The following is a 25,151-nucleotide window of genomic DNA, read 5'->3' as shown; positions in this document are numbered from 1 at the left end:
AACCCTTGACGAGCGCGCCCGGAGGCGTCAGTCTGTTGGGCAGCATGCGCATAGGTAGCAGACCAGGACGCCAGCCAGCGCCATTGATGACGCGTGCCCGCGGTTGAGGAATAGGCCGTCCTGCGCTATTGTTGGACGTTGCGCTGGCTGCCTCCTGCCCACCTCACCTGTACCCGACACTGTGGTCCACGCCTGAGCCCCCCTTGGGGCGTTCGTGCGTGTCCGAGATCAGGACAGGTCGTTAGCCGGCCGAACCGACGCAGAATCGCGACGATATGGACCGGCACACGCTGCCACCAGAAGGTCGCACGAGGTGCTGGAAGGATGCATCTTGGCAGTCTCCCGCCAGAGCAAGTCAGCAGTAGCTACTACGAACGGCTCCGTTCCCGGAGCGCCCAATCGGATTTCTTTTGCAAAGTTGCGTGAGCCTCTCGAGGTTCCCGGGCTGCTCGACGTGCAGACCGAGTCATTCGAGTGGCTGATCGGCTCGGATCGCTGGCGCGAAATTGCCACGGCCCGCGGCGACGTGAACCCGGTCGGCGGCCTCGAAGAGGTGCTCTCCGAGCTGTCCCCGATCGAGGACTTCTCCGGGTCGATGTCCCTGTCGTTCTCCGACCCGCGCTTCGACGAGGTCAAGGCCCCGGTCGACGAGTGCAAAGACAAGGACATGACCTACGCGGCCCCGCTCTTCGTCACGGCCGAGTTCATCAACAACAACACCGGTGAGATCAAGAGCCAGACGGTCTTCATGGGTGACTTCCCGATGATGACCGACAAGGGAACGTTCATCATCAACGGCACCGAGCGTGTCGTGGTGTCCCAGCTGGTCCGGTCGCCGGGCGTGTACTTCGACGAGACCATCGACAAGTCGACCGAGAAGACGCTGCACAGCGTCAAGGTCATTCCCGGCCGCGGCGCGTGGCTGGAGTTCGACGTCGACAAGCGCGACACCGTCGGCGTGCGCATCGACCGCAAGCGCCGTCAGCCCGTCACGGTCCTGCTCAAGGCGTTGGGCTGGACGAACGAGCGGATCAGCGAGCGGTTCGGCTTCAGCGAGATCATGATGTCGACGCTGGAGAAGGACAACACCGCAGGCACGGACGAGGCGCTGCTCGACATCTACCGCAAGCTGCGCCCCGGCGAGCCGCCCACGAAGGAGTCGGCGCAGACGCTTCTGGAGAATCTGTTCTTCAAGGAGAAGCGCTACGACCTGGCCCGGGTGGGGCGTTACAAGGTGAACAAGAAGCTCGGCCTGCACGCGGGCGAGCCGATCACCACGTCGACGCTGACCGAAGAGGACATCGTCGCCACCATCGAGTACCTCGTGCGCCTGCACGAGGGCCAGGCCGCGATGACCGTCCCGGGCGGCGTGGAGGTGCCGGTCGAGATCGACGACATCGACCACTTCGGCAACCGGCGGCTGCGCACGGTCGGCGAGCTGATCCAGAACCAGATCCGGGTGGGCCTTTCGCGCATGGAGCGCGTGGTCCGCGAGCGGATGACCACCCAGGACGTCGAGGCCATCACGCCGCAGACCCTGATCAACATCCGCCCGGTCGTCGCGGCGATCAAGGAATTCTTCGGCACCAGCCAGCTGTCGCAGTTCATGGACCAGAACAACCCGCTTTCGGGTCTGACCCACAAGCGCCGCCTGTCGGCGCTGGGCCCCGGCGGCCTCTCCCGTGAGCGTGCCGGGCTCGAGGTCCGCGACGTGCACTCGAGCCATTACGGCCGGATGTGCCCGATCGAGACCCCGGAGGGTCCGAACATCGGCCTGATCGGGTCACTGTCGGTGTATGCGCGGGTCAACCCGTTCGGCTTCATCGAGACGCCGTACCGCAAGGTCGTCGGCGGTGTGGTCACCGATGAGATCCACTACCTGACCGCCGACGAGGAGGATCGCCACGTGGTGGCGCAGGCCAACTCGCCGATCGATGACAAGGGCCGCTTCACCGAGGCTCGGGTGCTGGTGCGCCGCAAGGGCGGCGAAGTCGAGTACGTGTCGTCGGCCGAGGTCGACTACATGGACGTCTCGCCACGCCAGATGGTGTCGGTGGCCACGGCCATGATTCCGTTCCTCGAGCACGACGACGCCAACCGGGCCCTGATGGGCGCCAACATGCAGCGCCAGGCGGTTCCGCTGGTGCGCAGCGAGGCCCCGCTGGTCGGGACCGGCATGGAACTGCGTGCGGCGATCGATGCCGGCGACGTCGTCGTTGCCGACAAGAGCGGCGTGGTCGAGGAGGTCTCGGCCGACTACATCACCGTGATGGCCGACGACGGCACCCGGCAGACGTACCGGATGCGTAAGTTCGCCCGCTCCAACCACGGCACCTGCGCCAACCAGCGCCCGATCGTCGACGCCGGCGACCGCGTGGAGACCGGTCAGGTGATCGCCGACGGTCCGTGCACCCAGAACGGCGAGATGGCGCTCGGCAAGAACCTGCTGGTCGCGGTCATGCCGTGGGAAGGCCACAACTACGAGGACGCGATCATCCTGTCCAACCGGCTCGTCGAGGAGGACGTCCTCACCTCGATCCACATCGAGGAGCACGAGATCGACGCGCGTGACACCAAGCTGGGCGCCGAGGAGATCACCCGGGACATCCCGAACGTCTCCGACGAGGTACTGGCCGACCTCGACGAGCGCGGCATCGTGCGCATCGGCGCCGAGGTCCGCGACGGCGACATCCTGGTCGGGAAGGTCACCCCGAAGGGGGAGACGGAGCTGACCCCGGAGGAGCGGCTGCTGCGCGCCATCTTCGGTGAGAAGGCCCGCGAGGTCCGCGACACTTCGCTGAAGGTGCCGCACGGCGAGTCGGGCAAGGTCATCGGCATCCGGGTGTTCTCGCGGGAGGACGACGACGAACTGCCGGCCGGCGTCAATGAGCTGGTCCGGGTCTACGTCGCCCAGAAGCGCAAGATCTCCGACGGCGACAAGCTCGCCGGCCGGCACGGTAACAAGGGCGTGATCGGCAAGATCCTGCCCGTCGAAGACATGCCGTTCCTGCCGGACGGCACGCCGGTGGACATCATCCTGAACAGCCACGGTGTGCCGCGACGGATGAACATCGGCCAGATCCTGGAGACACACCTCGGGTGGGTCGCCAAGAGCGGCTGGAAGGTCGACACGGCCAAGGGTGTGCCCGACTGGGCGGCCAAGCTGCCCGAGGCGCTGCTCGAGGCCGCGCCGGAGACCATCGTGTCGACGCCGGTTTTCGACGGAGCGCGCGAGGCCGAGTTGCAGGGCCTGCTGTCCTCGGTTCAGCCCAACCGCGACGGCGAGGTGCTCGTCGATCCCGACGGCAAGGCGGTGCTGTACGACGGACGCAGCGGCGAACCGTTCCCGTATCCGGTGACGGTCGGCTACATGTACATCCTCAAGCTGCACCACCTCGTGGACGACAAGATCCACGCCCGGTCGACCGGCCCGTACTCGATGATCACCCAGCAGCCGCTGGGCGGTAAGGCGCAGTTCGGTGGCCAGCGGTTCGGCGAGATGGAGTGCTGGGCGATGCAGGCCTACGGCGCGGCGTACACGCTGCAGGAGCTGTTGACCATCAAGTCCGACGACACCGTCGGCCGGGTCAAGGTATACGAGGCGATCGTCAAGGGCGAGAACATCCCCGAGCCGGGCATTCCCGAGTCGTTCAAGGTGCTGCTCAAGGAGCTGCAGTCGCTGTGCCTCAACGTCGAGGTGCTGTCGAGCGACGGCGCCGCGATCGAGATGCGTGACGGCGACGACGAGGACCTGGAGCGCGCCGCCGCGAACCTGGGAATCAACTTGTCCCGCAACGAATCTGCGTCGGTCGAAGACCTCGCTTAATCGATAGTCATCTAGTCCCGAAAGGGGAAAGGAAGTTACGTGCTAGACGTCAACTTCTTCGATGAACTCCGCATCGGCCTTGCCACCGCGGACGACATCCGCCAGTGGTCCTACGGCGAGGTCAAGAAGCCGGAGACCATCAACTACCGCACGCTGAAGCCGGAGAAGGACGGCCTGTTCTGCGAGAAGATCTTCGGACCGACTCGCGACTGGGAGTGCTACTGCGGCAAGTACAAGCGCGTTCGCTTCAAGGGCATCATCTGCGAGCGCTGCGGCGTCGAGGTGACGCGTGCCAAGGTTCGTCGCGAACGGATGGGCCACATCGAGCTGGCCGCGCCGGTCACGCACATCTGGTACTTCAAGGGCGTTCCGTCACGGCTGGGCTACCTGTTGGACCTGGCCCCGAAGGACCTCGAGAAGATCATCTACTTCGCGGCCTACGTCATCACGGCCGTCGACGGGGAGATGCGCCACAACGAGTTGTCCACGCTCGAGGCCGAGATGGTGACCGAGAAGAAGCAGATCGAGTCGCAGCGCGACGCCGATCTGGAGGCGCGCGCGCAGAAGCTCGAGGCAGACCTGAAGGAGCTGGAGGAGGAGGGCGCCAAGTCCGACGTCCGGCGCAAGGTCCGCGACGGCGGCGAGCGCGAGATGCGCCAGCTCCGCGACCGTGCCCAGCGTGAGCTGGCCCGGTTGGAGGAGATCTGGACGACGTTCACCAAGCTCGAGCCCAAGCAGCTGATCGTCGACGAGAACCTGTACCGCGAGCTGGTCGACCGCTACGGCGAGTACTTCACCGGCTCGATGGGCGCCGAGGCGATCCAGAAGCTGATCGAGAACTTCGACATCGACGCGGAGGCCGACTCGCTGCGTGAGGTGATCCGGAGCGGCAAGGGCCAGAAGAAGCTTCGTGCCCTCAAGCGGCTCAAGGTCGTCGCAGCCTTCCAGCAGTCGGGCAACTCGCCGATGGGCATGGTGCTCGACGCGGTGCCGGTGATCCCGCCGGAACTGCGGCCGATGGTGCAGCTCGACGGTGGCCGGTTCGCCACCAGCGACCTGAACGACCTGTACCGCCGCGTGATCAACCGCAACAACCGGTTGAAGAGGCTGATCGACCTCGGTGCGCCCGAGATCATCGTCAACAACGAGAAGCGGATGCTGCAGGAGTCGGTCGACGCGTTGTTCGACAACGGCCGCCGCGGCCGGCCCGTCACCGGGCCGGGCAACCGTCCGCTCAAGTCGCTCTCGGATCTGCTGAAGGGCAAGCAGGGCCGGTTCCGCCAGAACCTGCTGGGCAAGCGTGTCGACTATTCCGGCCGTTCGGTCATCGTGGTCGGCCCGCAGCTCAAGCTGCACCAGTGCGGTCTGCCCAAGCTGATGGCGCTGGAGCTTTTCAAGCCGTTCGTGATGAAGCGACTGGTCGACCTGAACCACGCGCAGAACATCAAAAGCGCCAAGCGGATGGTGGAACGTCAGCGTCCGCAGGTGTGGGACGTGCTCGAAGAGGTCATCGCCGAGCATCCGGTGCTGCTGAACCGCGCGCCGACGCTGCACCGCCTCGGGATCCAGGCTTTCGAGCCGATGCTGGTGGAAGGCAAGGCCATTCAGCTACACCCGCTGGTGTGTGAGGCCTTCAATGCCGACTTCGACGGCGACCAGATGGCGGTGCACCTGCCGCTTTCCGCCGAGGCGCAGGCCGAGGCCCGCATCCTGATGCTGTCGAGCAACAACATCCTGTCGCCGGCGTCGGGCAAGCCGCTCGCCATGCCCCGTCTGGACATGGTGACGGGCTTGTACTACCTGACCACGATGGTCCCGGGCGACACCGGTGAGTACCAGCCGGCCGGCAAGGACCGGCCGGAGTCGGGTGTGTACGGCTCGCCCGCCGAGGCGATCATGGCGATGGACCGCGGCGCACTGTCAGTGCGGGCCAAGATCCGGGTGCGGCTGACCCGGCTGCGGCCGCCCGCCGAGCTCGAAGCCGAGCTGTTCGGTGATGAGGGCTGGAAGCCCGGCGACGCGTGGATGGCCGAGACCACGCTGGGCCGCGTGATGTTCAACGAGCTGCTGCCGCAGGGGTATCCGTTCGTCAACGAGCAGATGCACAAAAAGGTGCAGGCGAGCATCATCAACGACCTGGCCGAGCGCTACCCGATGATCGTGGTTGCGCAGACCGTCGACAAGCTCAAGGACGCCGGCTTCTACTGGGCCACCCGCTCCGGCGTCACCGTGTCGATGGCCGACGTGCTGGTGCCTGCCCAGAAGCAGGAGATCTTGGACCGCTACGAGAAGGAAGCGGACGGGATCGAGAAGAAGTACCAGCGCGGAGCCCTGAATCACGACGAGCGCAACGAGGCGCTGGTGCGAATCTGGCAGGACGCCACCGAGGAAGTGGGTAGGGCCGTCGAGGAGACCTACCCGGACGACAACCCGATCGCGTTGATCGTGCGGTCGGGCGCCACGGGTAACGCGATCCAGACCCGCACGCTGGCCGGCATGAAGGGCCTCGTGACCAACCCGAAGGGTGAGTTCATCCCGCGTCCGGTCAAGTCGTCGTTCCGCGAGGGCCTGACAGTGCTGGAGTACTTCATCAACACTCACGGCGCGCGAAAGGGCCTGGCCGACACCGCGTTGCGTACCGCGGACTCGGGTTACCTGACCCGGCGTCTGGTGGACGTGTCACAGGACGTGATCGTCCGCGAGGAGGACTGCGGCACCGAGCGCGGCATCACGGTCAAGCTGGCCGAGCGTCAGCCCGACGGCACGCTGCTGCGCCACCCGTATGTCGAGACGTCCGCCTACGCGCGGACCCTCGCGGCCGACGCCGTCGACGAGAAGGGCAACGTGATCGTCGAACGGGGTCACGATCTCGGCGACCCGGCGATCGACGCGGCATTGTCGGCAGGCATCACCCAGGTGAAGGTCCGGTCGGTGCTGACCTGCGCCAGCGCCAACGGCGTCTGCGCGACCTGCTACGGCCGCTCGATGGCAACGGGCAAGCTCGTCGACATCGGCGAGGCCGTGGGCATCGTCGCCGCGCAGTCCATCGGGGAGCCCGGCACGCAGCTGACCATGCGCACCTTCCACCAGGGCGGTGTCGGTGAGGACATCACCGGTGGTCTGCCCCGCGTCCAGGAGCTGTTCGAGGCCCGTGTGCCGCGGAACAAGGCGCCGATCGCCGAGGTGTCCGGGCGCGTCCGGATCGAAGAGGGTGAGAAGTTCTACAGGATCACCATCACCCCGGACGACGGCAGCGAGGAAGTGGTCTACGACAAGCTGTCCCGCCGGCAGCGGCTGCGCGTGGTCAAGCACGAAGACGGCTCGGAGGGCCTGCTGTCCGACGGCGATCACGTCGGGGTCGGCGACCAGCTGATGGAAGGCTCGGCCGATCCACACGAGGTGCTGCGTGTCCAGGGTCCTCGCGAGGTTCAGGTCCACCTGGTCCACGAGGTTCAGGAGGTCTACCGCGCCCAGGGCGTCTCGATCCACGACAAGCACATCGAGGTGATCGTCCGGCAGATGTTGCGCCGCGTGACCATCATCGACTCGGGCTCGACGGAGTTCCTCCCCGGCTCGCTGATCGACAGGTCGGAGTTCGAGGCCGAGAACCGTCGCGTGGTCGCCGAGGGCGGGGAGCCCGCGGCGGGCCGTCCGGTGCTGATGGGTATCACGAAGGCGTCGCTGGCCACCGACTCGTGGCTGTCGGCGGCGTCGTTCCAGGAGACCACACGTGTGCTGACCGATGCGGCGATCAACTGCCGCAGCGACAAGCTCAACGGTCTGAAGGAGAACGTGATCATCGGCAAGCTGATCCCAGCCGGCACGGGCATCTCCCGCTACCGCAACATCCAGGTGCAGCCGACCGAAGAGGCAAGGGCCGCCGCGTACACGATCCCGTCGTACGAGGATCAGTACTACAGCCCCGACTTCGGCCAGAGCACCGGAGCGGCTGTTCCGCTGGACGACTACGGCTACTCGGATTACCGGTAACTGAACGAAAAAGGCCCCGGCACCAGCCCGGGGCTTTTTTCATCGGCCGGGTTTCATCGGCCGGGTTTTTTGCCCGGGTTTCGTTGGCCGGGTTTTTGCCCGGGCCGTGCGGTGTCATGCCCCGCACCTAGACTGGGCGCGTGCTCATCGGTTCTCACGTCAGCCCTCAGGATCCGCTCGCCGCTGCCGAGGCCGAGGGCGCCGATGTGGTGCAGTTCTTCCTGGGTAACCCGCAGAGCTGGAAGAAGCCCAAGCCCCGCGACGACGCGGCCACGCTGCGCGCGTCGTCGGTGCCCCTCTACATCCATGCGCCGTACCTGATCAACGTCGCGTCGGCGAACAACCGCGTGCGCATCCCGTCGCGCAAGATCCTTCAGGACACGTGCGACGCCGCCGCCGAGATCTCGGCCGCAGCGGTCATCGTCCACGGCGGGCATGTAGACGACAACGATCTCGACGCCGGTTTCGAACGCTGGCGCAAGGCCCTTGACCAGCTCGAGTCGAAGGTGCCCGTCCTGCTCGAGAACACCGCCGGCGGTGACCACGCGATGGCGCGTCACTTCGACACGATCGCCCGCCTCTGGGATCACATCGGCGATACCGGTATCGGCTTCTGCTTGGACACCTGCCACGCGTGGGCGGCCGGGGAAGCCCTGATCGACGCCGTCGAACGGATCAAGAGCTTCACCGGCCGCATCGACCTGGTCCACTGCAACGACTCCAAGGACGCGGCGAGCTCCGGCCGGGACCGCCATGCCAATCTCGGCAGCGGCCAGATCGACCCGGATCTTTTGGTGGCCGTGGTGACAGGCGCTGACGCGCCGGTCATCTGCGAGACGCCGGACGAGGGCCGCAAGGACGACATCGTGTTCCTGCGCGACAAAACGAGCGGCTGAGCGCTTGTTACGGCTATTGTGCAGCTGTCGAGAAAATGTAACAGTGGTGGTATGCCTGACACCCACGTCGTCGCCAACCAGGTTCCCCCGCTGGAGAACCACAACCCCGCCTCATCCCCTGTCCTCATCGAGGCGCTGATCCGCGAAGGCGGACAGTGGGGGCTCGACGAGGTGACCGAGCTCGGGGCGCTCGCCGGCGGCCGGCAGGCCATCCGCTGGGGCGAGCTCGCCGACCGCAACCGGCCGATTCTGCACACCCACGACCGCTACGGCCACCGCATCGACGAGGTCGAGTACGACCCCGCGTACCACGAGCTGATGCGGGTCGCGATAGGCCACGGGCTGCACGCTGCGCCGTGGGCCGACGACCGGCGCGGGGCACACGTCGTCCGTGCCGCCAAGACGTCGGTATGGACACCCGAGCCCGGGCACATCTGCCCGATCTCGATGACCTACGCGGTCGTGCCCGCGCTGCGCCACAACCCGGAACTCGCCGCGCTCTACGAGCCGCTGCTGACGAGCCGCGACTACGACCCCGAACTGAAGGTACCCGCGACGAAGACCGGCATCACCGCGGGCATGTCGATGACCGAAAAGCAGGGCGGCTCCGACGTCCGCGCCGGCACCACGCGGGCCACACCCAACGCCGACGGGAGCTACAGCCTGACCGGGCACAAGTGGTTCACCTCGGCGCCGATGTGCGACGTCTTTCTGGTGCTCGCCCAGGCGCCGGGCGGCCTGAGTTGCTTCTTCCTGCCCCGGGTACTGCCCGACGGCACCCGCAACCGGATGTTCCTGCAGCGGCTGAAGGACAAACTCGGCAACCACGCCAACGCGTCCTCGGAGGTCGAATACGACGGCGCCGTCGCGTGGCCGGTGGGCGAGGAAGGCCGCGGCGTGCGCACCATCATCGAGATGGTCAACCTCACCCGGCTGGACTGCACGCTGGGCAGCGCGACCAGCATGCGCAACGGTCTGGCACGCGCCATCCACCACGCACAGCACCGAAAGGCGTTCGGCGAGTACCTGATCGACCAGCCGCTGATGCGCAACGTGCTGGCCGACCTCGCGGTCGAAGCAGAGGCCGCCACGATCGTCGCGATGCGGATGGCCGGCGCCACCGACAACGCGGCGCGCGGCGAGGAGACCGAGGCGCTGCTGCTGCGGATCGGACTGGCAGCCAGCAAGTACTGGGTGTGCAAGCGCGCCACACCGCACGCCGCGGAGGCGATGGAATGCCTGGGCGGCAACGGCTACGTCGAGGACTCCGGCATGCCGCGGCTCTACCGCGAGGCGCCCCTGATGGGTATCTGGGAGGGCTCCGGCAACGTCAGCGCGCTGGACACGTTGCGTGCCATGGCAACCCGGCCGGAATGCGTCGAGGTGCTTTTCGACGAACTCGCCAAGACCGCGGGCCAGGACCCGCGCCTGGACGGCCACGTCGATCGGCTCAGGCCGCAGCTCGAGGACTTCGACACCATCCAGTACCGGGCCCGCAAGGTCGCCGAGGACATCTGCCTGGCGCTGCAGGGTTCGCTTTTGATGCGCCACGGCCATCCCGCCGTCGCCGAGGCGTTCCTGGCCACCCGGATGGGCGGCCAGTGGGGCGGCGCGTTCGGGACGATGCCGCCCGGGCTCGACCTCGCGCCAATCCTCGAGCGGGCACTGGTCAAGGGATGACGCACGCGATACAACCGGTAGATTTCGACAACCTCAAGACCATGACCTACGAGGTCACCGATCGGGTTGCGCGAATCACGTTCAACCGCCCCGAAAAGGGCAACGCGATCGTCGCCGACACCCCGCTGGAGCTGTCGGCGTTGGTGGAGCGCGCAGACCTGGACCCCAATGTCCACGTGATGCTGGTGTCGGGCCGCGGCGACGGGTTCTGCGCCGGCTTCGACTTGAGCGCCTATGCCGACCGCACGGCTTCGGCCGGCGGGACGGGCGCCTACAAGGGCACCGTGCTCGACGGCAAGACCCAGGCGGTCAACCACCTGCCAGACCAGCCTTGGGACCCGATGATCGACTATCAGATGATGAGCCGGTTCGTCCGCGGGTTTGCCAGCCTTATGCACGCCGACAAGCCGACCGTGGTCAAGATCCACGGATACTGCGTGGCCGGCGGCACCGACATCGCGCTGCACGCCGACCAGGTGATCGCCGCGGCCGACGCAAAGATCGGCTACCCGCCCACCCGGGTGTGGGGGGTGCCCGCTGCCGGGCTGTGGGCACACCGGCTCGGTGACCAGCGCGCGAAACGGCTTCTGCTGACCGGTGACTGCATCACCGGCGCGCTGGCCGCCGAGTGGGGACTGGCGGTCGAGGCGCCCGACCCGGCAGAGCTCGACGAGCGCACCGAGCGGCTCGTCGAACGCATCGCAGCGGTGCCTGTCAACCAACTGATCATGGTCAAGCTCGCGATGAACACCGCGCTGCTTCAGCAGGGCATTGCGACCAGCCGGATGGTCGGCACCGTGTTCGACGGCGTCGCCCGCCACACGCCCGAAGGGCATGCATTCGTCGCCGACGCGGTGCAGCACGGTTTCCGGGATGCAGTACGCCATCGTGACGAGCCGTTCGGCGACTACGGCCGCAAGGCGTCGGAGGTGCGGTGAGTGGCGCGCACGCTGTCCCGGATGACCGCTCGATCGGTGCTGCTCAGCGTGCTGCTCGGCGCACACCCGGCGTCGGCCAGCGCCGCCGAACTGATCCGACTTACCGCGGATTTCGGGTTGAAGGAGCCCACGGTGCGGGTCGCGCTGACCCGGCTTGTCAGCACCGGCGACCTGGTCCGCTCGGCCGAGGGCTACCGTCTCTCGGAGCGCCTGCTGGCCCGGCAACGTCGACAGGATGACTCATTGCAGCCGTGCCTGCGCCGGTGGGACGGGACATGGACGACGTTGGTGATCACCAGCGTCGGCGTCGACGCGCGAGCACGCGCATCGCTGCGAACCATGCTGCAAAACAACAGGTTCGGCGAGCTGCGTGAAGGGCTGTGGTTGCGACCGGACAACCTGGACGTGCGATTGCCCGCGGAGGTCACCCGGCGCGTGCGCGTGCTGCATGCCCGCGACGACGAGCCGGTGGAACTGGCCGCGCGGTTGTGGGATCTTCCGGCCTGGTCGCGCACCGCCGAACGGCTGCTCGACGACATGGCGACCACCGTCGACATCCCCGGCCGGTTCGCGGCCGCGGCCGGCATGGTGCGTCACCTGCTGGCCGACCCCGTGCTGCCCGAAGAGCTACTGCCGTCGGTGTGGCCCGGAAACGAATTGCGCGACAGCTACTTCCGCTTCGCGAAGGAACTCGCAACGCGGCGCGACGAAACGCAACTGGTGGAGGCGACATGAGTGAAGCTGTGCGGGTGGAACGCACGGGTCCGGTGACGACGGTGGTCCTGAACAGGCCGGAGGCGCGCAACGCGGTCAACGGTCCCACCGCTGCGGCGCTGGTCGCGGCGTTCGAGGAGTTCGACAACGACGACACCGCGTCGGTCGCGGTGCTTTGGGGCGACAACGGAACCTTCTGCGCCGGAGCCGATCTCAAGGCGTTCGGCACGCCGGACGCCAACGCGGTGCACAGGACGGGGCCGGGGCCGATGGGACCGACGCGGATGGTGCTGTCCAAGCCGGTGATCGCGGCCGTCAGCGGCTACGCTGTGGCCGGTGGCCTGGAGCTGGCCCTGTGGTGCGATCTGCGGGTCGCCGAGGAGGACGCGGTGTTCGGGGTGTTCTGCCGCCGCTGGGGCGTGCCCCTGATCGACGGCGGCACTGTGCGCCTGCCGCGGCTGATCGGACAGAGCCGCGCGATGGACATGATCCTGACCGGGCGGCCGGTCGATGCCGCCGAAGCCCGCGCGATCGGCTTGGCCAACCGTGTCGTCCCCAAAGGGCAAGCGCGTGAGCAGGCCGAGGAGCTCGCCGCGCAACTGGCGGAGCTGCCACAGCAGTGCATGCGCTCCGACCGGCTCTCGGCGCTGGCGCAATGGGGGATGTCGGAAGCGGACGCAATCGATTACGAATTCGCCAGCATCTCCCGGGTGGCGTCGGAGGCGATGGAGGGTTCGCGGCGGTTCGCGGCCGGCGCGGGCCGGCATGGCGTCTCCATGTAGCGGCCCCCGGGGCGGCTACTGGCGGGCCATCGCGATCTTGATCCGGTCTTCGGGGCGGATCAGGTGATCGTGGCTCTCGCCGCCGATGTCGATCTGCACCCAGTTGATCTCGCCGGTGAACGTGTTTCCGGTGGGTCCGTAGTCGGGTGATGCGGGCGATCCGCTGTCGGCGCCGACGTCGCAGGCCTCGTCGGCCGAGTAGGCCATCGGCTCGGTCTGCTCGACCCGCCCGTTGCCCACGGCATCGCCGTCGTAGTACAAGGTGACGTCGCCGCCCTTGGCCAAACCGTCTCCGTCGTAGTGGAATTCCATCCGTACTTGATGCCGGCCGGACGGAAGCGGCTTATCGGCGGTGACGATGTAGTACTCGATTCCGAAGAAGTTGTAGCAGTACCTCAGCCGGCCCTCGTGCACATAGAGGCTCCAGCCGCCGACGCTGCCGCCCTGGGTGATGATCACGCCCCGGGCACCGGATTCCGGCACGACCAGTTCGGCGGTGACGGTGTGCGATTTGTTCTTCAGGTTGAGTACACAGTGTTCGCTGACCCGCATGCCTGCGAACAGCAGCTGACTGTTTCCGCGGATCAACTGCGGCCGGCCCGCCAAATCGGGATTGATGCGCTCGAAGGAGCGGTCGTCCAGAGGCACCACGTTGTACTTGGCCGCCTCGATCAGCCACAACCGTTGGAGGTCGGCCAGCTTGTCCGGCATCTCGGCGGCGAGGTTGTGGGCCTGGGTCCAGTCGTCGGGTCCGTAGAGTTCCCACACGTCCTGGTCGAATGGCGGCGCGTCGGCCAACCACGGGGTGCGGTGTTTGGTGACCGCGGTCCAGCCTTGGTGGTAAATGCCGCGGTTGCCCATGATCTCGAAATACTGAACCTCGTGGTTCTCGGGGGCGTCGCCGTCGTGGAGCATGGGCACCATGCTCACCCCTTCCAGCGGGGCCTGCTGAATACCGTTGACCGAGATCGGCGCCGGCAACCCGGCCGCCTCCAGGATGGTCGGTGCGACATCGATGACGTGGTGGAAGTGGTCGCGAGACTCACCTTTGTCGGCAAAGCCGTTGGGCCAGTGCACGACGGTGCCGTTTCGGGTACCGCCCCAGTGCGACGCGATCTGCTTGGTCCACTGATACGGCGTGCACAGCGCGTGCGCCCAGCCGACCGCGTAGTGGTTGTAGGCGCGGGGAGTCCCGAAATCATCGATCTTGCTGAGCAGAAAATCGGTCGTCTCGATACCGGGCATTCCATTGAGCGTGGTCATTTCGTTGAAGCACCCGATGGGCGTGCCCTCCGCCGATGCGCCGTTGTCGCCGATGATGTAGAAGATCAGGGTGTCGTCGAGCGCCCCGAGGTCGTCGATGGCGTCGATGACACGGCCGACCTCATGATCGGTCTGCTCGAGGAAGCCGGCGTAGATCTCCATCTGTCTGGCCAGCACCGGTTTGAGCTCGTCCGGCATGTCGTCCCAACCGGGAATCTCGTCATGGCGCCGCGTCAGCACCGCATCGGTCGGCACCACACCGAGTTCCTTCTGGCGCGCGAATATTTTCTCCCGCAACGTGTCCCAGCCGTCGTCGAACTTTCCCGCGTACCTGTCCGCCCACTCTTTGGGCACGTGGTGCGGCGCGTGGGTCGCGCCCGGGGCAAAGTACATGAAGAACGGCTTGTCGGGCGCGAGCGCCTTCTGCTGGCGTACCCAGGTAATGGCGTGATCGGCCAGGTCCTGGCTGAGGGTGTAGCCCTGCTCCGGCGACTTCGGCGGCTCGACCGCGGTGGTGCCCTCGTACAGGCCCGGGTAGTACTGGTTGGCTTCCCCGCCGACAAAGCCGTAGAAGTACTCGAAACCCGATCCGGTCGGCCACTGCTGGAACGGCCCCACCGGGGACACCTCCCACGCCGGTACCTCGTGGCACTTGCCGAACTGGGCCGTCGAATAGCCGTTGAGCCGGAGCGTTTCGGCGATCGGCGCTTTGTCCTTCGGCCGGATGCTGCTGTTGCCCGGTGCCGAGGTCGCCATCTCGGTGATGGCGCCCATACCCACCGAATGGTGGTTGCGGCCGGTCAACATCGCCTGGCGGGTGGGCGAGCACAGCGCCGTGGTGTGGAAGCGATTGAGTTTCAACCCGCCCGCCGCCAGCCGCTCGGCCACCGGGGTGCTGCACGGGCCCCCGAACGCCGACGAGCCCGCAAAGCCCACGTCGTCGATCAGCACTATCAGCACGTTCGGGGCGCCCGCTGGCGGCCGGAGCATCGTGATAGGCGGGTATTTGGTGTTCGGGTCTTTCGCGTCATAGGTCGTCAACCCGACGTGCTTGGTATCCGGGATCGGCAGAACTCCCCGCATCACCGGCGTCGGCCCGGGCGGGTCTCCGTTGGGGGAGGGCGCAGTCCCCGTGCGTGCCTCACCGTCGCCCTGCGACGTTGACATCGCGATCACCGTCCTCTTCTCGAACGACCGATGGCGGCGACGCTACGCCGGGCACGCGTGAGAAAACCCCGAATGGTCGAACTAGCAGGATCCCGGCGGCCCAACCGGTTTGAGCAAATGCGGCGAGTTCGCCACGGTGGTACGCCCGGGCGACGGCCTATCCCTTGTTGACCTGGTTGCCCGATCCCAGGTTGTTGACCTTCGGATTTCCGTCCTTGTAGGTCACGGTGTTGTTGACGCCGACGATGCTGATGTTGTCGGAGATCTTGTCAAAGGTGATCTTGTTGTCGGCCCCGCCGATATTGACCGAACCGCAGGTGCCCTTCACCGTCAGCGTGTTGTTGGACCCGCCGACATTGAGCGACTTGCCGTCGGCGCAGTCGATGTCGGCGGTGGTGTTGAACGACCCGTAGTTGATGGTGTTTCCCAACTCGACCTGCGCGCCGGAGGTTCCCGCCGTCGCCGTGGGCTTGCTGTTGCTCCCAGAACTACACCCCGAAAGTGCGATCGTGGCCGCCGCGGCGGCGGCGACAACGGCAAGGGCTGGGCGGTACAGGCGCATGGTTCCTCCCGTCATGCCGGAACGCGATCAATCCGGTTGGTCATGCCCAGGTCGCGGCCACGGTCCCAGACGTATGGATCACCGTGTTTGTAGAGCACCGTCTGGTTGAAGCCGTACACCTGGATGTCGTTGACGACGGTATCGACGATCACCGTGTTGTACGAGCCCTGCAGCGTCACCGCATAGCAGGCGTCCGTCGCGGTGACGACGTTGTTCGATCCGTTGACATACAACGTATGGCCGTCGCACTCGACGACCGGCTGCGTGCCGACAGCGGTCACCTGGATGTCGCCGGGGTTGGTGTCGTTGGGCAGCGCGTGCGCCGCCGGTGCTGCCGCCACCGCCGCGACCACGCACACCGCAGCGCACCCGGCGCTCATCGGCGTTTGTCTGCTCTTCGCGCCAGCGCTCATCGGCGTTTGTCTCGCCCCCTTTCGCGCGTGCCCCGACGGAGCAAAGGGTACGTGGCTCACCGGCACCCGTGGTGCTTTCCCATCAGGTCGACAATGCAGCTCACCGTTCGCTGTGCCGGACAGCTAAAGTTCATCGCTGACCCAGTCGAGAGGGTGAGACGATGGCAGCAGAGCCGGGTTCGCGGTCGGCCGCCGGCCGCTCGCGGACCGCGGCGCGGTCCACCAAGCTCAGCCGAGAGGGCATCGTCAACGCGGCGCTGACCTTCCTCGACCGCGAAGGCTGGGACGCGCTGACGATCAACGCCCTCGCCGCACAGCTCGGCACCAAGGGGCCGTCGTTGTACAACCACGTCGACAGCCTCGACGACCTGCGACGCAACGTCCGCAAGCGGGTGATCGGGGACATCATCGAGATGCTCGGCACCGTCGGCCAGGGCCGCACCCGCGACGACGCGGTGCTGGTGATGGCCGGCGCGTACCGCAGCTACGCCCACCACCATCCCGGCCGCTATTCGGCGTTCACCCGGATGCCGCTCGGCGGCGACGACCCCGAGTACACCGCGGTGGCCCGTGCGGCGGCGGAACCCGTCATCGCGGTGCTGGCCTCCTACGGACTCGGCGGCGAGGACGCGTTCTACGCCGCGCTGGAATTCTGGGCGGCCCTGCACGGCTTTGTGATGCTGGAGATGACCGGGGTGATGGCGGACATCGACGTCGACGCGGTCTTCTCCGACATGGTATTGAGGCTCGCCGCGGGCCTCGAAGCACGATTAGGGGCATGACCTGCGCTTAGGTGCGGGGCCGGGAGTTTGTTACGCCACCCGCTGCTTTGGTATCGTGGTGGGTCGTGCCTGGTAGATAAGGCGCCTGCGGTGAAGCACGCCCGCACGCCGGGCCAATTCGCATGTCCACGATGCAACGGTCGAGACCGCGGCAGACGCATGCGACACGCCCGGCTCCGGGATACCGGAGCGGGGCAAAACCGCAGTACACAGACTTGAAGAGAACGAAAAAGAGAAAGCCGGTAGATGCCAACCATCCAGCAGCTGGTCCGCAAGGGTCGCACCGACAAGGTCGCCAAGGTCAAGACCGCGGCACTCAAGGGCAGCCCCCAGCGTCGCGGCGTGTGCACCCGGGTGTACACGACCACCCCGAAGAAGCCGAACTCGGCGCTTCGCAAGGTCGCGCGCGTGAAGCTGACCAGCCAGGTCGAGGTCACGGCCTACATCCCCGGCGAGGGCCACAACCTGCAGGAGCACTCGATGGTGCTGGTGCGTGGCGGTCGTGTGAAGGACCTCCCGGGCGTGCGTTACAAGATCATCCGCGGCTCGCTTGACACGCAGGGCGTGAAAAACCGCAAGCAAGCCCGCAGCCGCTACGGCGCCAAGAAGGAGAAGAGCTGATGCCGCGCAAGGGGCCCGCGCCCAAGCGCCCGCTGGTCAACGACCCGGTCTACGGTTCCCAGCTGGTCACCCAGCTGGTGAACAAAGTTTTGCTGAAAGGGAAGAAATCCCTGGCCGAGCGTATTGTATATGGTGCGCTCGAACAGGCTCGTGAGAAGACCGGCACCGATCCGGTCGTCACCCTCAAGCGCGCTCTCGACAACGTCAAGCCCGCGTTGGAGGTCCGTAGCCGCCGCGTGGGTGGCGCGACCTACCAGGTTCCCGTCGAGGTGCGCGCTGACCGTTCCACCACGCTGGCCCTGCGCTGGCTGGTGAGCTTCTCGCGGCAGCGCCGCGAGAAGACGATGGTCGAGCGCCTGGCCAACGAGCTCCTCGATGCCAGCAATGGCCTGGGCGCTTCGGTCAAGCGACGCGAAGACACCCACAAGATGGCCGAAGCGAACCGAGCCTTCGCGCACTACCGCTGGTGAAAGGCCGCCGGCGGCAGCGTGGCCGCCGAGGCCCGCAAACGAACAGCAACCAAGCAAGCGAAAGAGTGGGAAGACTTCTGTGGCACAGAAGGACGTGCTAACCGACCTGAGCAAGGTCCGCAATTTCGGCATCATGGCGCACATCGATGCCGGAAAGACGACGACGACCGAGCGCATCCTCTACTACACCGGGATCAACTACAAGATCGGTGAGGTCCACGACGGCGCCGCCACCATGGACTGGATGGAGCAGGAGCAGGAACGGGGTATCACCATCACCTCGGCTGCGACGACGACGTTCTGGAAGGGCTATCAACTCAACATCATCGACACCCCCGGGCACGTCGACTTCACCGTCGAGGTGGAGCGCAACCTGCGGGTGCTCGACGGTGCCGTCGCGGTGTTCGACGGCAAGGAGGGCGTGGAGCCGCAGTCCGAGCAGGTCTGGCGGCAGGCCGACAAGTACAACGTGCCGCGCATCTGCTTCGTCAACAAGATGGACAAGATCGGCGCGGACTTCTACTTCTCGGTGCGCACGATGGAGGAGCGCCTCGGCGCGAACGCCGTTCCGATCCAGCTGCCGATCGGCGAGGAGAGCGACTTCGAAGGCGTCGTCGACCTCGTCGAGATGAACGCCAAGGTCTGGCGCGGCGAGACGAAGCTGGGGGAGAAGTACGACGTTGTCGACATCCCGGCTGAGCTGGCCGAGCGCGCCGAGGAGTACCGCACCAAGCTGCTCGAAACCGTCGCCGAGTCCGACGAGGAGCTGCTGGAGAAGTACCTCGGCGGCGAGGAACTCAGCGTCGACGAGATCAAGGGTGCGATCCGCAAGCTGACGATCTCCTCGCAGATCTACCCCGTGCTGTGCGGCAGCGCGTTCAAGAACAAGGGCGTGCAGCCGATGCTCGACGCCGTGGTCGACTATTTGCCGTCGCCGCTCGACGTGCCGCCGGCCGTCGGGCACCGGCCGGGCCATGAAGACCAGGTGGTGGTGCGCCACGCGACGACGGACGAGCCGTTCTCGGCGCTGGCGTTCAAGATCGCGACCCACCCGTTCTTCGGCAAGCTGACCTACATCCGGGTGTACTCCGGCACTGTCGAGTCCGGCTCGCAGGTCATCAACGCCACCAAGGGCAAGAAGGAGCGCCTGGGCAAGCTGTTCCAGATGCACTCCAACAAGGAGAACCCGGTGGAACGCGCCTCGGCCGGCCACATCTACGCGGTGATCGGCCTCAAGGACACCACCACCGGCGACACCTTGAGCGACCCGAACGACCAGGTCGTCCTGGAGTCGATGACCTTCCCCGATCCGGTGATCGAGGTGGCCATCGAGCCGAGGACCAAGAGCGACCAGGAGAAGCTGTCGACCTCGATCCAGAAGCTGGCCGAGGAGGATCCGACCTTCAAGGTGCATCAGGATTCCGAGACCGGCCAGACCGTGATCGGCGGCATGGGCGAGCTGCACCTGGACATCCTGGTGGACCGCATGCGCCGCGAGTTCAAGGTCGAGGCCAACGTCGGCAAGCCGCAGGTGGCGTACAAGGAGACCATCCGCCGCAAGGTGGACAACGTCGAGTACACCCACAAGAAGCAGACGGGCGGCTCCGGCCAGTTCGCGAAGGTGATCATCACCGTCGAGCCGTTCCACGGCGAGGACGGTGCCACCTACGAGTTCGAGAACAAGGTCACCGGCGGTCGCGTCCCGCGGGAGTACATCCCGTCGGTGGACGCCGGCGCGCAGGACGCGATGCAGTACGGCGTCCTGGCCGGCTATCCGCTGGTGAACCTGAAGGTCACGCTCAACGACGGTGCCTTCCACGAGGTCGACTCTTCGGAGATGGCGTTCAAGATCGCCGGCTCTCAGGCGCTGAAGAAGGCCGCCGCCGCGGCCCAGCCGGTGATCCTGGAGCCCATCATGGCCGTCGAGGTCACCACGCCCGAGGACTACATGGGCGACGTGATCGGCGATCTGAACTCCCGCCGTGGTCAGATCCAGGCCATGGAGGAGCGCGGCGGTGCCCGTGTCGTCAAGGCACACGTGCCGCTGTCGGAGATGTTCGGCTATGTCGGCGACCTCCGGTCAAGGACACAGGGCCGAGCGAACTACTCCATGGTGTTCGACTCGTACGCCGAAGTCCCGACGAACGTGTCGAAGGAAATCATCGCGAAGGCGACGGGCCAGTAATCTGAGCTGTCGGCTTCGTGGCCAACCACAACTGAACAGATCAACACTGCTTAACAAGCACCAACAGAAGTCCAGGAGGACAACACAGTGGCGAAGGCGAAGTTCGAGCGGACGAAGCCGCACGTCAACATCGGGACCATCGGTCACGTTGACCACGGCAAGACCACGCTGACCGCGGCGATCACAAAGGTTCTGCACGACAAGTATCCCGATTTGAACGAGTCGCGCGCATTCGACCAGATCGACAATGCGCCCGAGGAGCGCCAGCGCGGCATCACTATCAACATCTCCCACGTGGAGTACCAGACCGAAAAGCGTCACTACGCACACGTCGACGCCCCGGGTCACGCCGACTACATCAAGAACATGATCACCGGCGCCGCCCAGATGGACGGCGCGATCCTGGTGGTCGCCGCCACCGACGGCCCGATGCCGCAGACGCGCGAGCACGTGCTGCTCGCGCGCCAGGTGGGTGTGCCGTACATCCTCGTCGCGCTGAACAAGGCCGACGCGGTCGACGACGAGGAACTCCTCGAGCTCGTCGAGATGGAGGTCCGCGAGCTGCTGGGTGCGCAGGAGTTCGACGAGGAGGCCCCCGTCGTACGCGTGTCCGCGCTGAAGGCGCTGGAGGGCGATCCGAAGTGGGTCGAGAGCATCGAGGAGCTGATGGCGGCGGTCGACGAGTCGATCCCCGACCCGGTGCGCGAAACCGACAAGCCGTTCCTGATGCCCGTCGAGGACGTCTTCACGATCACCGGCCGCGGCACCGTGGTCACCGGTCGTGTCGAGCGCGGCGTGATCAACGTGAACGAGGAGGTGGAGATCGTCGGCATCCGGCCGTCCACCACCAAGACCACGGTCACCGGTGTAGAAATGTTCCGCAAGCTGCTCGACCAGGGCCAGGCCGGTGACAACGTCGGTCTGCTGCTCCGTGGCGTCAAGCGCGAGGACGTCGAGCGCGGACAGGTGGTCACCAAGCCCGGCACCACCACGCCGCACACCGAGTTCGAGGGCCAGGTGTACATCCTGTCCAAGGACGAGGGCGGCAGGCACACGCCGTTCTTCAACAACTACCGTCCGCAGTTCTACTTCCGCACCACCGACGTCACCGGTGTGGTGACGCTGCCGGAGGGCACGGAGATGGTCATGCCCGGCGACAACACCAATATCTCGGTGAAGCTGATCCAGCCCGTCGCCATGGACGAGGGCCTGCGCTTCGCGATCCGTGAGGGCGGCCGCACGGTCGGCGCCGGCCGGGTCACGAAGATCGTCAAGTGATCTGAGCAAGCAAGCACGCGAGCGGCGCTCACCCAACGGGGTGGGCGCCGCTTTCGCTGTCAGCGGTGCGTCCCCACGCGATCGTCAGCACCACGATGCCCGCCGGCAGCAGCAGGGCGGCAAGCACAGCGAGGACGGCCCCGAACACCGCCACCGACAGCGCAGCCGCGACGCAGGCGATCCCCATGACCAGAACGGGTGCCCGACGCGCCGCCAGTCGACCCGACAACAAGCCGCCCAGCGCGGCGCCAATGGACGGACCGAGGAACGCCGGACCGGGCGGTGAGCGGGGTCAAGCCTCGCACCTGCTGCAGATACATCGTCGAGAGGAAAATTGTCACGACATAGGCGATGTTGGCGACTGTTCCCGCGATCACGAGGACGTCGAACTTCGCATTGCGCGCCAAAGACATGTTGACCAACGGCCAACGCACCCTGCGCTCGACGACCACGAACAGCGCCAGCAGCAGGACCGCGACGATGAACGCGACCACGGTGGCGGCCGAGAGCCATCCCCACTTCGGCGCCCGGTCGAAGGTCAACGTGAACAGCCCGATACCCGTGATGATCAGCGCCAAGCCGCTGAGGTCGAGCCGCCGAGGAACCGTGCTGTCGGAGGACTCGTTGATCGTCACGGCACCGATGATCAGCGAGATCACCGTGAACGGGACGTTGAGTCAGAAGATCGCCCGCCAACCCACCGTCTCGGTGAGGAGGCCACCTATGAGCGGGCCGGCCGCATTTCCCAATCCCGCTATCCCGTAAGCGAATCCGATGGCCTGGCTCGACCGCTCTGCCGGGAAGGCGTTTGTCAGGACGCTCACCGACACCGGAAAGATCAGTGCGGCGCCGAGCCCCTGCAGCGCGCGGAATGCGATCACCATCCCGGCCGACGGCGCGAGCGCGCACAACACCGATGCCACGCCGAAAAGCGCGATGCCGATCAGCAGCGCCCGTCGGCGTCCGAAGATGTCTCCGATCCGGCCGGCCGGCACCATGAATGCGCCCAGGGCCAGCATGTAGACAGTGATCACCCACTGCAAGTCCGTGACGCTGCTGCCCAAATCCGCGGCCATGTGCGGCAACGCCAGATTCATCGCGAAGTAATCGATCTGAACACAGAACAGCGCTGTCGAAACCGCGGCCAGAATCCAGCGTGAGCGAGCTGGGGCCAGCACCGGGATCACGGGCTGGCAATAACGCCAAGACCGCATGTCGAAGGCCAAACGCGACCGCAATTGCGATTCGAAGACCGCGGCAAACCGGTGGCGTTGGAGATACCCTGACACGCAACACGGGGCCGGTTCTAACCGAGGAGCAGGGCGAAATGTTCATGCGTTACCTCAAGTCCCAGCTGATGGTCCTGCTGTGCGGCGGTCTGGTCGGGCCGATCTTCTTGGCCGTGTACTTCGCGACGGGCCAGCAGAGCCTCCTCAAGTGGATGTTTTTCGTCGGCCTTCTCATCACCGCGGCCGACGTGCTCATCGCACTGGCGCTGGCCAACTACGGTGCGAAGTCAGACGCGAAGACGCAGGCTCTCGAGCAGTCCGGCGTCCTGGCGCTGGCCCAGATCACCGGCATCACCGAGACCGGCACCCGGATCAACGACCAGCCAGTGGTCAAGCTCAACCTGCATATCGAAGGTCCGGGGATCACGCCGTTCGACACCCAGAACCGCGTTATCGCCTCGGTGACGCGGCTGGGAAACATCACCTCCCGAAAACTCGTGGTGCTCGTCGACGCCTCGACGAACGACTACCAGATCGATTGGGAGCGAAGCGCGTTGGTCAACGGGCTGGTTCCGGCGCAGTTCACGGTCGCCGAGGACAACAAGACGTACGACCTCAGCGGTCAGGCCGGACCGCTGATGGAGATCCTGCAGATCCTGAAAGCGAACAACATCCCCGCCGGCGGCATGGCCGACCTGCGATCGAATCCTGTTGTTCGGCAACAGATCCAGGCGGTGGTCCGGCGGGCCGCTGCACAGCAGACCCAGGCGGCACCCGCCCCGTTTGCACAGCCGACGCCAGCCCCCCCGGCGGCGCCGGTGGCGGCCTCGCCGGTCCTCACGCCGTCCGAGCCGTCGATCGCCCAGCGGCTGCAGGAGTTGGAAACACTGCGCGGCGCCGGCGCGATCTCAGACACCGAGTACAGCTCGAAACGCCAACAAATCATCTCCGAGATCTGAACAGGCCCGTCCAGCGGGGTACTAGAACACGTTCCAGTTCCGCTGCTAGCCTGATCGGCAGTCGGCGAAAGGGATGGCTGTGGCTGCACAATCAGGAGCGCTCGAAGGACGCGCGGCGCTCATCACCGGCGCTGCGCGCGGGCAGGGCCGAGCCCATGCCGTCCGGCTGGCCAACGAGGGGGCCGACGTCATCGCGATCGACATCTGCACGCCGGTGTCGGAGTCGATCACCTACCCGGCGGCGACGCCAGAAGACCTGAACGAGACGGTTCGGGCCGTCGAGGCCACCGGCCGAAAGATCCTGGCGCGCCAGGTCGACATTCGTGACAGCGCCGCGCTGCAGCAGGTGGTCGCCGACGGAGTGGAGCAGTTCGGCAGGCTCGACATCCTGGTGGCCAACGCGGGCGTGCTCAGCTGGGGGCGGCTCTGGGAGTTGTCCGACGATCAGTGGGAGACCGTGATCGACGTGAACCTGTCGGGCACATGGCGCACGATTCGCGCTGCCGTTCCGGCGATGATCGAGGCCGGCAACGGCGGGTCGATCATCATCGTGAGCTCTTCGGCCGGCCTGAAAGCCACGCCGGGCAACGGGCATTACGCGGCATCCAAGCACGGGTTGACGGCGTTGACCAACACGCTGGCATTGGAGCTGGGTGAGTTTGGGATCCGGGTCAATTCGATCCACCCGTATTCGATCGACACCCCGATGATCGAGCGGGAGGCGATGATGGCCATCTTCGCCAAGCACCCGAGCTTTTTGCACAGCTTCGCGCCAATGCCGTTGAATCCCAAGGATCACGGTGGCAGGCGGCATCGCAACGAGTTCATGGCGCCAGAGGAGGTCTCCGATGTCGTCGCATGGCTGGCCGGTGACGGGTCGGCAACTCTCTCGGGGCAGCAGATCGCCGTCGACCGTGGCGTGATGAAGTACTGACTGCCGCACCGGGGGGCGGCGGCCCGGGCCCGTGGTGATTCACAGACCGGACTTGGTCCACGGGCGGTCGTTGAGGCCGGGTGGGCTGTCGGTGGTTGCGGGTAGTATCGAACGTATGTTCGAGGATCTTGACGATGCTGCGGTGGTGGACGTTCTGGGCGCGGCGGCGCGGGCGGAGAACGTGGCGTGTGCGCGGCGGCTGGCGGCGATGGGGGAGCTGTATGCGCGCCGGTGTCCCGACGGGGACGCCGAGCGGGCCCGGTGGGCGATCGACGGGTATGAGAATGTGGTGGCCGAAATCGGCGCGGCGTTGGGCATCACGCGGGGGCGGGCGGGCGCGCAGCTCGATTGTGCGATCGCGTTGCGCGACGAGTTGCCGAGGGTGGCCGCGGTGTTTTGCACCGGCGCCATCGACTACCCGATGGTGGCCACATTTGTCTGGCGCACCCGGTTGATCGAGGA

General features: G+C 66.3%; 20 protein-coding genes. 15 read left to right on the top strand and 5 right to left on the bottom strand.

The features are described 5' to 3' along the window. Positions 1-331 precede the first annotated feature (331 nt). From VKG81_RS17695 to VKG81_RS17665, 7 genes are all read left to right on the top strand, one after another. Positions 332-3,826, top strand: coding sequence for a DNA-directed RNA polymerase subunit beta (locus VKG81_RS17695; protein ID WP_414685310.1), 3,495 nt, complete (start codon positions 332-334; stop codon positions 3,824-3,826). A gap of 39 nt (positions 3,827-3,865) precedes the next feature. Further along, positions 3,866-7,816 carry a DNA-directed RNA polymerase subunit beta' gene (locus VKG81_RS17690; RefSeq protein WP_324397852.1) on the top strand — a complete coding sequence of 1,317 codons (3,951 nt, stop codon included), beginning with the start codon at positions 3,866-3,868 and terminating at the stop codon, positions 7,814-7,816. Positions 7,817-7,956: 140 nt separating this feature from the next. Continuing rightward, entirely contained in the window at positions 7,957-8,712 is a 756-nt protein-coding gene (locus tag VKG81_RS17685) for a deoxyribonuclease IV (RefSeq protein ID WP_324397851.1), read from the top strand. A gap of 51 nt (positions 8,713-8,763) precedes the next feature. After that, positions 8,764-10,392 (top strand): acyl-CoA dehydrogenase family protein, encoded by a 1,629-nt coding sequence (locus VKG81_RS17680; RefSeq protein ID WP_324397850.1) that lies wholly within the window; start codon positions 8,764-8,766, stop codon positions 10,390-10,392. After that, positions 10,389-11,330, top strand: coding sequence for a crotonase/enoyl-CoA hydratase family protein (locus VKG81_RS17675; RefSeq protein WP_324397849.1), 942 nt, complete (start codon positions 10,389-10,391; stop codon positions 11,328-11,330). The genes VKG81_RS17680 and VKG81_RS17675 overlap by 4 nt, the downstream gene beginning before the upstream one ends. A gap of 21 nt (positions 11,331-11,351) precedes the next feature. Beyond that, positions 11,352-12,065 (top strand): PaaX family transcriptional regulator C-terminal domain-containing protein, encoded by a 714-nt coding sequence (locus tag VKG81_RS17670; protein ID WP_324397848.1) that lies wholly within the window; start codon positions 11,352-11,354, stop codon positions 12,063-12,065. Then, positions 12,062-12,826 (top strand): crotonase/enoyl-CoA hydratase family protein, encoded by a 765-nt coding sequence (locus tag VKG81_RS17665; RefSeq protein ID WP_324397847.1) that lies wholly within the window; start codon positions 12,062-12,064, stop codon positions 12,824-12,826. Before VKG81_RS17670 ends, VKG81_RS17665 begins: the two co-directional genes overlap by 4 nt. 15 nt (positions 12,827-12,841) lie before the next feature. Here the strand turns inward: VKG81_RS17665 and VKG81_RS17660 are convergent, their stop codons facing one another. The 3 genes from VKG81_RS17660 to VKG81_RS17650 form a co-directional block, all read right to left on the bottom strand. Beyond that, complete coding sequence (locus VKG81_RS17660) at positions 12,842-15,172, bottom strand: arylsulfatase (protein WP_324397854.1); 2,331 nt, start codon at positions 15,170-15,172, stop codon at positions 12,842-12,844. A 241-nt stretch (positions 15,173-15,413) separates the two neighbouring features. Beyond that, positions 15,414-15,818: a DUF3060 domain-containing protein gene (locus tag VKG81_RS17655; protein WP_414685311.1), complete on the bottom strand. Its 405-nt coding sequence runs from the start codon at positions 15,816-15,818 to the stop codon at positions 15,414-15,416. Between the two features lie 11 nt (positions 15,819-15,829). Beyond that, complete coding sequence (locus VKG81_RS17650) at positions 15,830-16,198, bottom strand: DUF3060 domain-containing protein (RefSeq protein WP_324397845.1); 369 nt, start codon at positions 16,196-16,198, stop codon at positions 15,830-15,832. 194 nt (positions 16,199-16,392) lie between these two features. Here VKG81_RS17650 and VKG81_RS17645 point away from each other — a divergent pair, with 194 nt between their 5' ends. From VKG81_RS17645 to tuf, 5 genes are all read left to right on the top strand, one after another. After that, on the top strand, positions 16,393-17,013 hold the full coding sequence (locus VKG81_RS17645; RefSeq protein ID WP_324397844.1) for a TetR/AcrR family transcriptional regulator: 621 nt from the start codon (positions 16,393-16,395) through the stop codon (positions 17,011-17,013). Positions 17,014-17,259: 246 nt separating this feature from the next. Continuing rightward, the gene (gene rpsL / locus VKG81_RS17640; protein ID WP_324397843.1) at positions 17,260-17,634 is read left to right on the top strand and encodes a 30S ribosomal protein S12; all 375 of its coding nucleotides are present in this window, start codon (positions 17,260-17,262) and stop codon (positions 17,632-17,634) included. Next, positions 17,634-18,104: a 30S ribosomal protein S7 gene (gene rpsG / locus VKG81_RS17635; protein WP_324397842.1), complete on the top strand. Its 471-nt coding sequence runs from the start codon at positions 17,634-17,636 to the stop codon at positions 18,102-18,104. Before rpsL ends, rpsG begins: the two co-directional genes overlap by 1 nt. A gap of 79 nt (positions 18,105-18,183) precedes the next feature. Further along, a complete protein-coding gene (gene fusA, locus VKG81_RS17630) occupies positions 18,184-20,289 on the top strand; it encodes an elongation factor G (RefSeq protein WP_324397841.1) in 2,106 nt (701 codons plus the stop codon). A gap of 87 nt (positions 20,290-20,376) precedes the next feature. Further along, a complete protein-coding gene (gene tuf / locus VKG81_RS17625) occupies positions 20,377-21,567 on the top strand; it encodes an elongation factor Tu (RefSeq protein ID WP_324397840.1) in 1,191 nt (396 codons plus the stop codon). A gap of 59 nt (positions 21,568-21,626) precedes the next feature. On the opposite strand, the gene VKG81_RS17620 is transcribed toward tuf, so the two are convergent. Beyond that, complete coding sequence (locus VKG81_RS17620) at positions 21,627-22,202, bottom strand: hypothetical protein (protein WP_324397839.1); 576 nt, start codon at positions 22,200-22,202, stop codon at positions 21,627-21,629. Positions 22,203-22,244: 42 nt separating this feature from the next. Further along, complete coding sequence (locus VKG81_RS17615; protein WP_324397838.1) at positions 22,245-22,754, bottom strand: MFS transporter; 510 nt, start codon at positions 22,752-22,754, stop codon at positions 22,245-22,247. Positions 22,755-22,894: 140 nt separating this feature from the next. On the opposite strand from VKG81_RS17615, the gene VKG81_RS17610 reads away from it, so the two are divergent. The 3 genes from VKG81_RS17610 to VKG81_RS17600 all read left to right on the top strand — a co-directional run. After that, entirely contained in the window at positions 22,895-23,755 is an 861-nt protein-coding gene (locus tag VKG81_RS17610) for an SHOCT domain-containing protein (protein ID WP_324397837.1), read from the top strand. A 79-nt stretch (positions 23,756-23,834) separates the two neighbouring features. After that, positions 23,835-24,689, top strand: a complete 855-nt coding sequence (locus VKG81_RS17605; protein ID WP_324397836.1) for a mycofactocin-coupled SDR family oxidoreductase — start codon at positions 23,835-23,837, stop codon at positions 24,687-24,689. A 115-nt stretch (positions 24,690-24,804) separates the two neighbouring features. Beyond that, a partial coding sequence (locus VKG81_RS17600; RefSeq protein ID WP_324397835.1) for a DUF222 domain-containing protein occupies positions 24,805-25,151 on the top strand: 347 nt, incomplete at its 3' end.

It is taken from the genome of Mycobacterium sp., from assembly GCF_035314905.1.
In the GTDB taxonomy this organism is placed as follows: domain Bacteria; phylum Actinomycetota; class Actinomycetes; order Mycobacteriales; family Mycobacteriaceae; genus Mycobacterium.
This window is presented reverse-complemented; position numbering and strand designations above follow the sequence as displayed.

What these genes read in the sequence shown, in the direction of transcription:
- VKG81_RS17665 (WP_324397847.1), top strand. Translation starts at nt 12,062, where the DNA reads ATGAGTGAAGCTGTGCGGGTGGAACGCACGGGTCCGGTGACGACGGTG.
- VKG81_RS17670 (WP_324397848.1), top strand. Translation starts at nt 11,352, where the DNA reads ATGACCGCTCGATCGGTGCTGCTCAGCGTGCTGCTCGGCGCACACCCG.
- VKG81_RS17655 (WP_414685311.1), bottom strand. Translation starts at nt 15,818, where the DNA reads ATGCGCCTGTACCGCCCAGCCCTTGCCGTTGTCGCCGCCGCCGCGGCG.
- VKG81_RS17610 (WP_324397837.1), top strand. Translation starts at nt 22,895, where the DNA reads ATGTTCATGCGTTACCTCAAGTCCCAGCTGATGGTCCTGCTGTGCGGC.
- rpsG (WP_324397842.1), top strand. Translation starts at nt 17,634, where the DNA reads ATGCCGCGCAAGGGGCCCGCGCCCAAGCGCCCGCTGGTCAACGACCCG.
- VKG81_RS17660 (WP_324397854.1), bottom strand. Translation starts at nt 15,172, where the DNA reads ATGCGGGGAGTTCTGCCGATCCCGGATACCAAGCACGTCGGGTTGACG.
- VKG81_RS17645 (WP_324397844.1), top strand. Translation starts at nt 16,393, where the DNA reads ATGGCAGCAGAGCCGGGTTCGCGGTCGGCCGCCGGCCGCTCGCGGACC.
- VKG81_RS17680 (WP_324397850.1), top strand. Translation starts at nt 8,764, where the DNA reads ATGCCTGACACCCACGTCGTCGCCAACCAGGTTCCCCCGCTGGAGAAC.
- VKG81_RS17675 (WP_324397849.1), top strand. Translation starts at nt 10,389, where the DNA reads ATGACGCACGCGATACAACCGGTAGATTTCGACAACCTCAAGACCATG.
- VKG81_RS17650 (WP_324397845.1), bottom strand. Translation starts at nt 16,198, where the DNA reads ATGAGCGCCGGGTGCGCTGCGGTGTGCGTGGTCGCGGCGGTGGCGGCA.
- rpsL (WP_324397843.1), top strand. Translation starts at nt 17,260, where the DNA reads ATGCCAACCATCCAGCAGCTGGTCCGCAAGGGTCGCACCGACAAGGTC.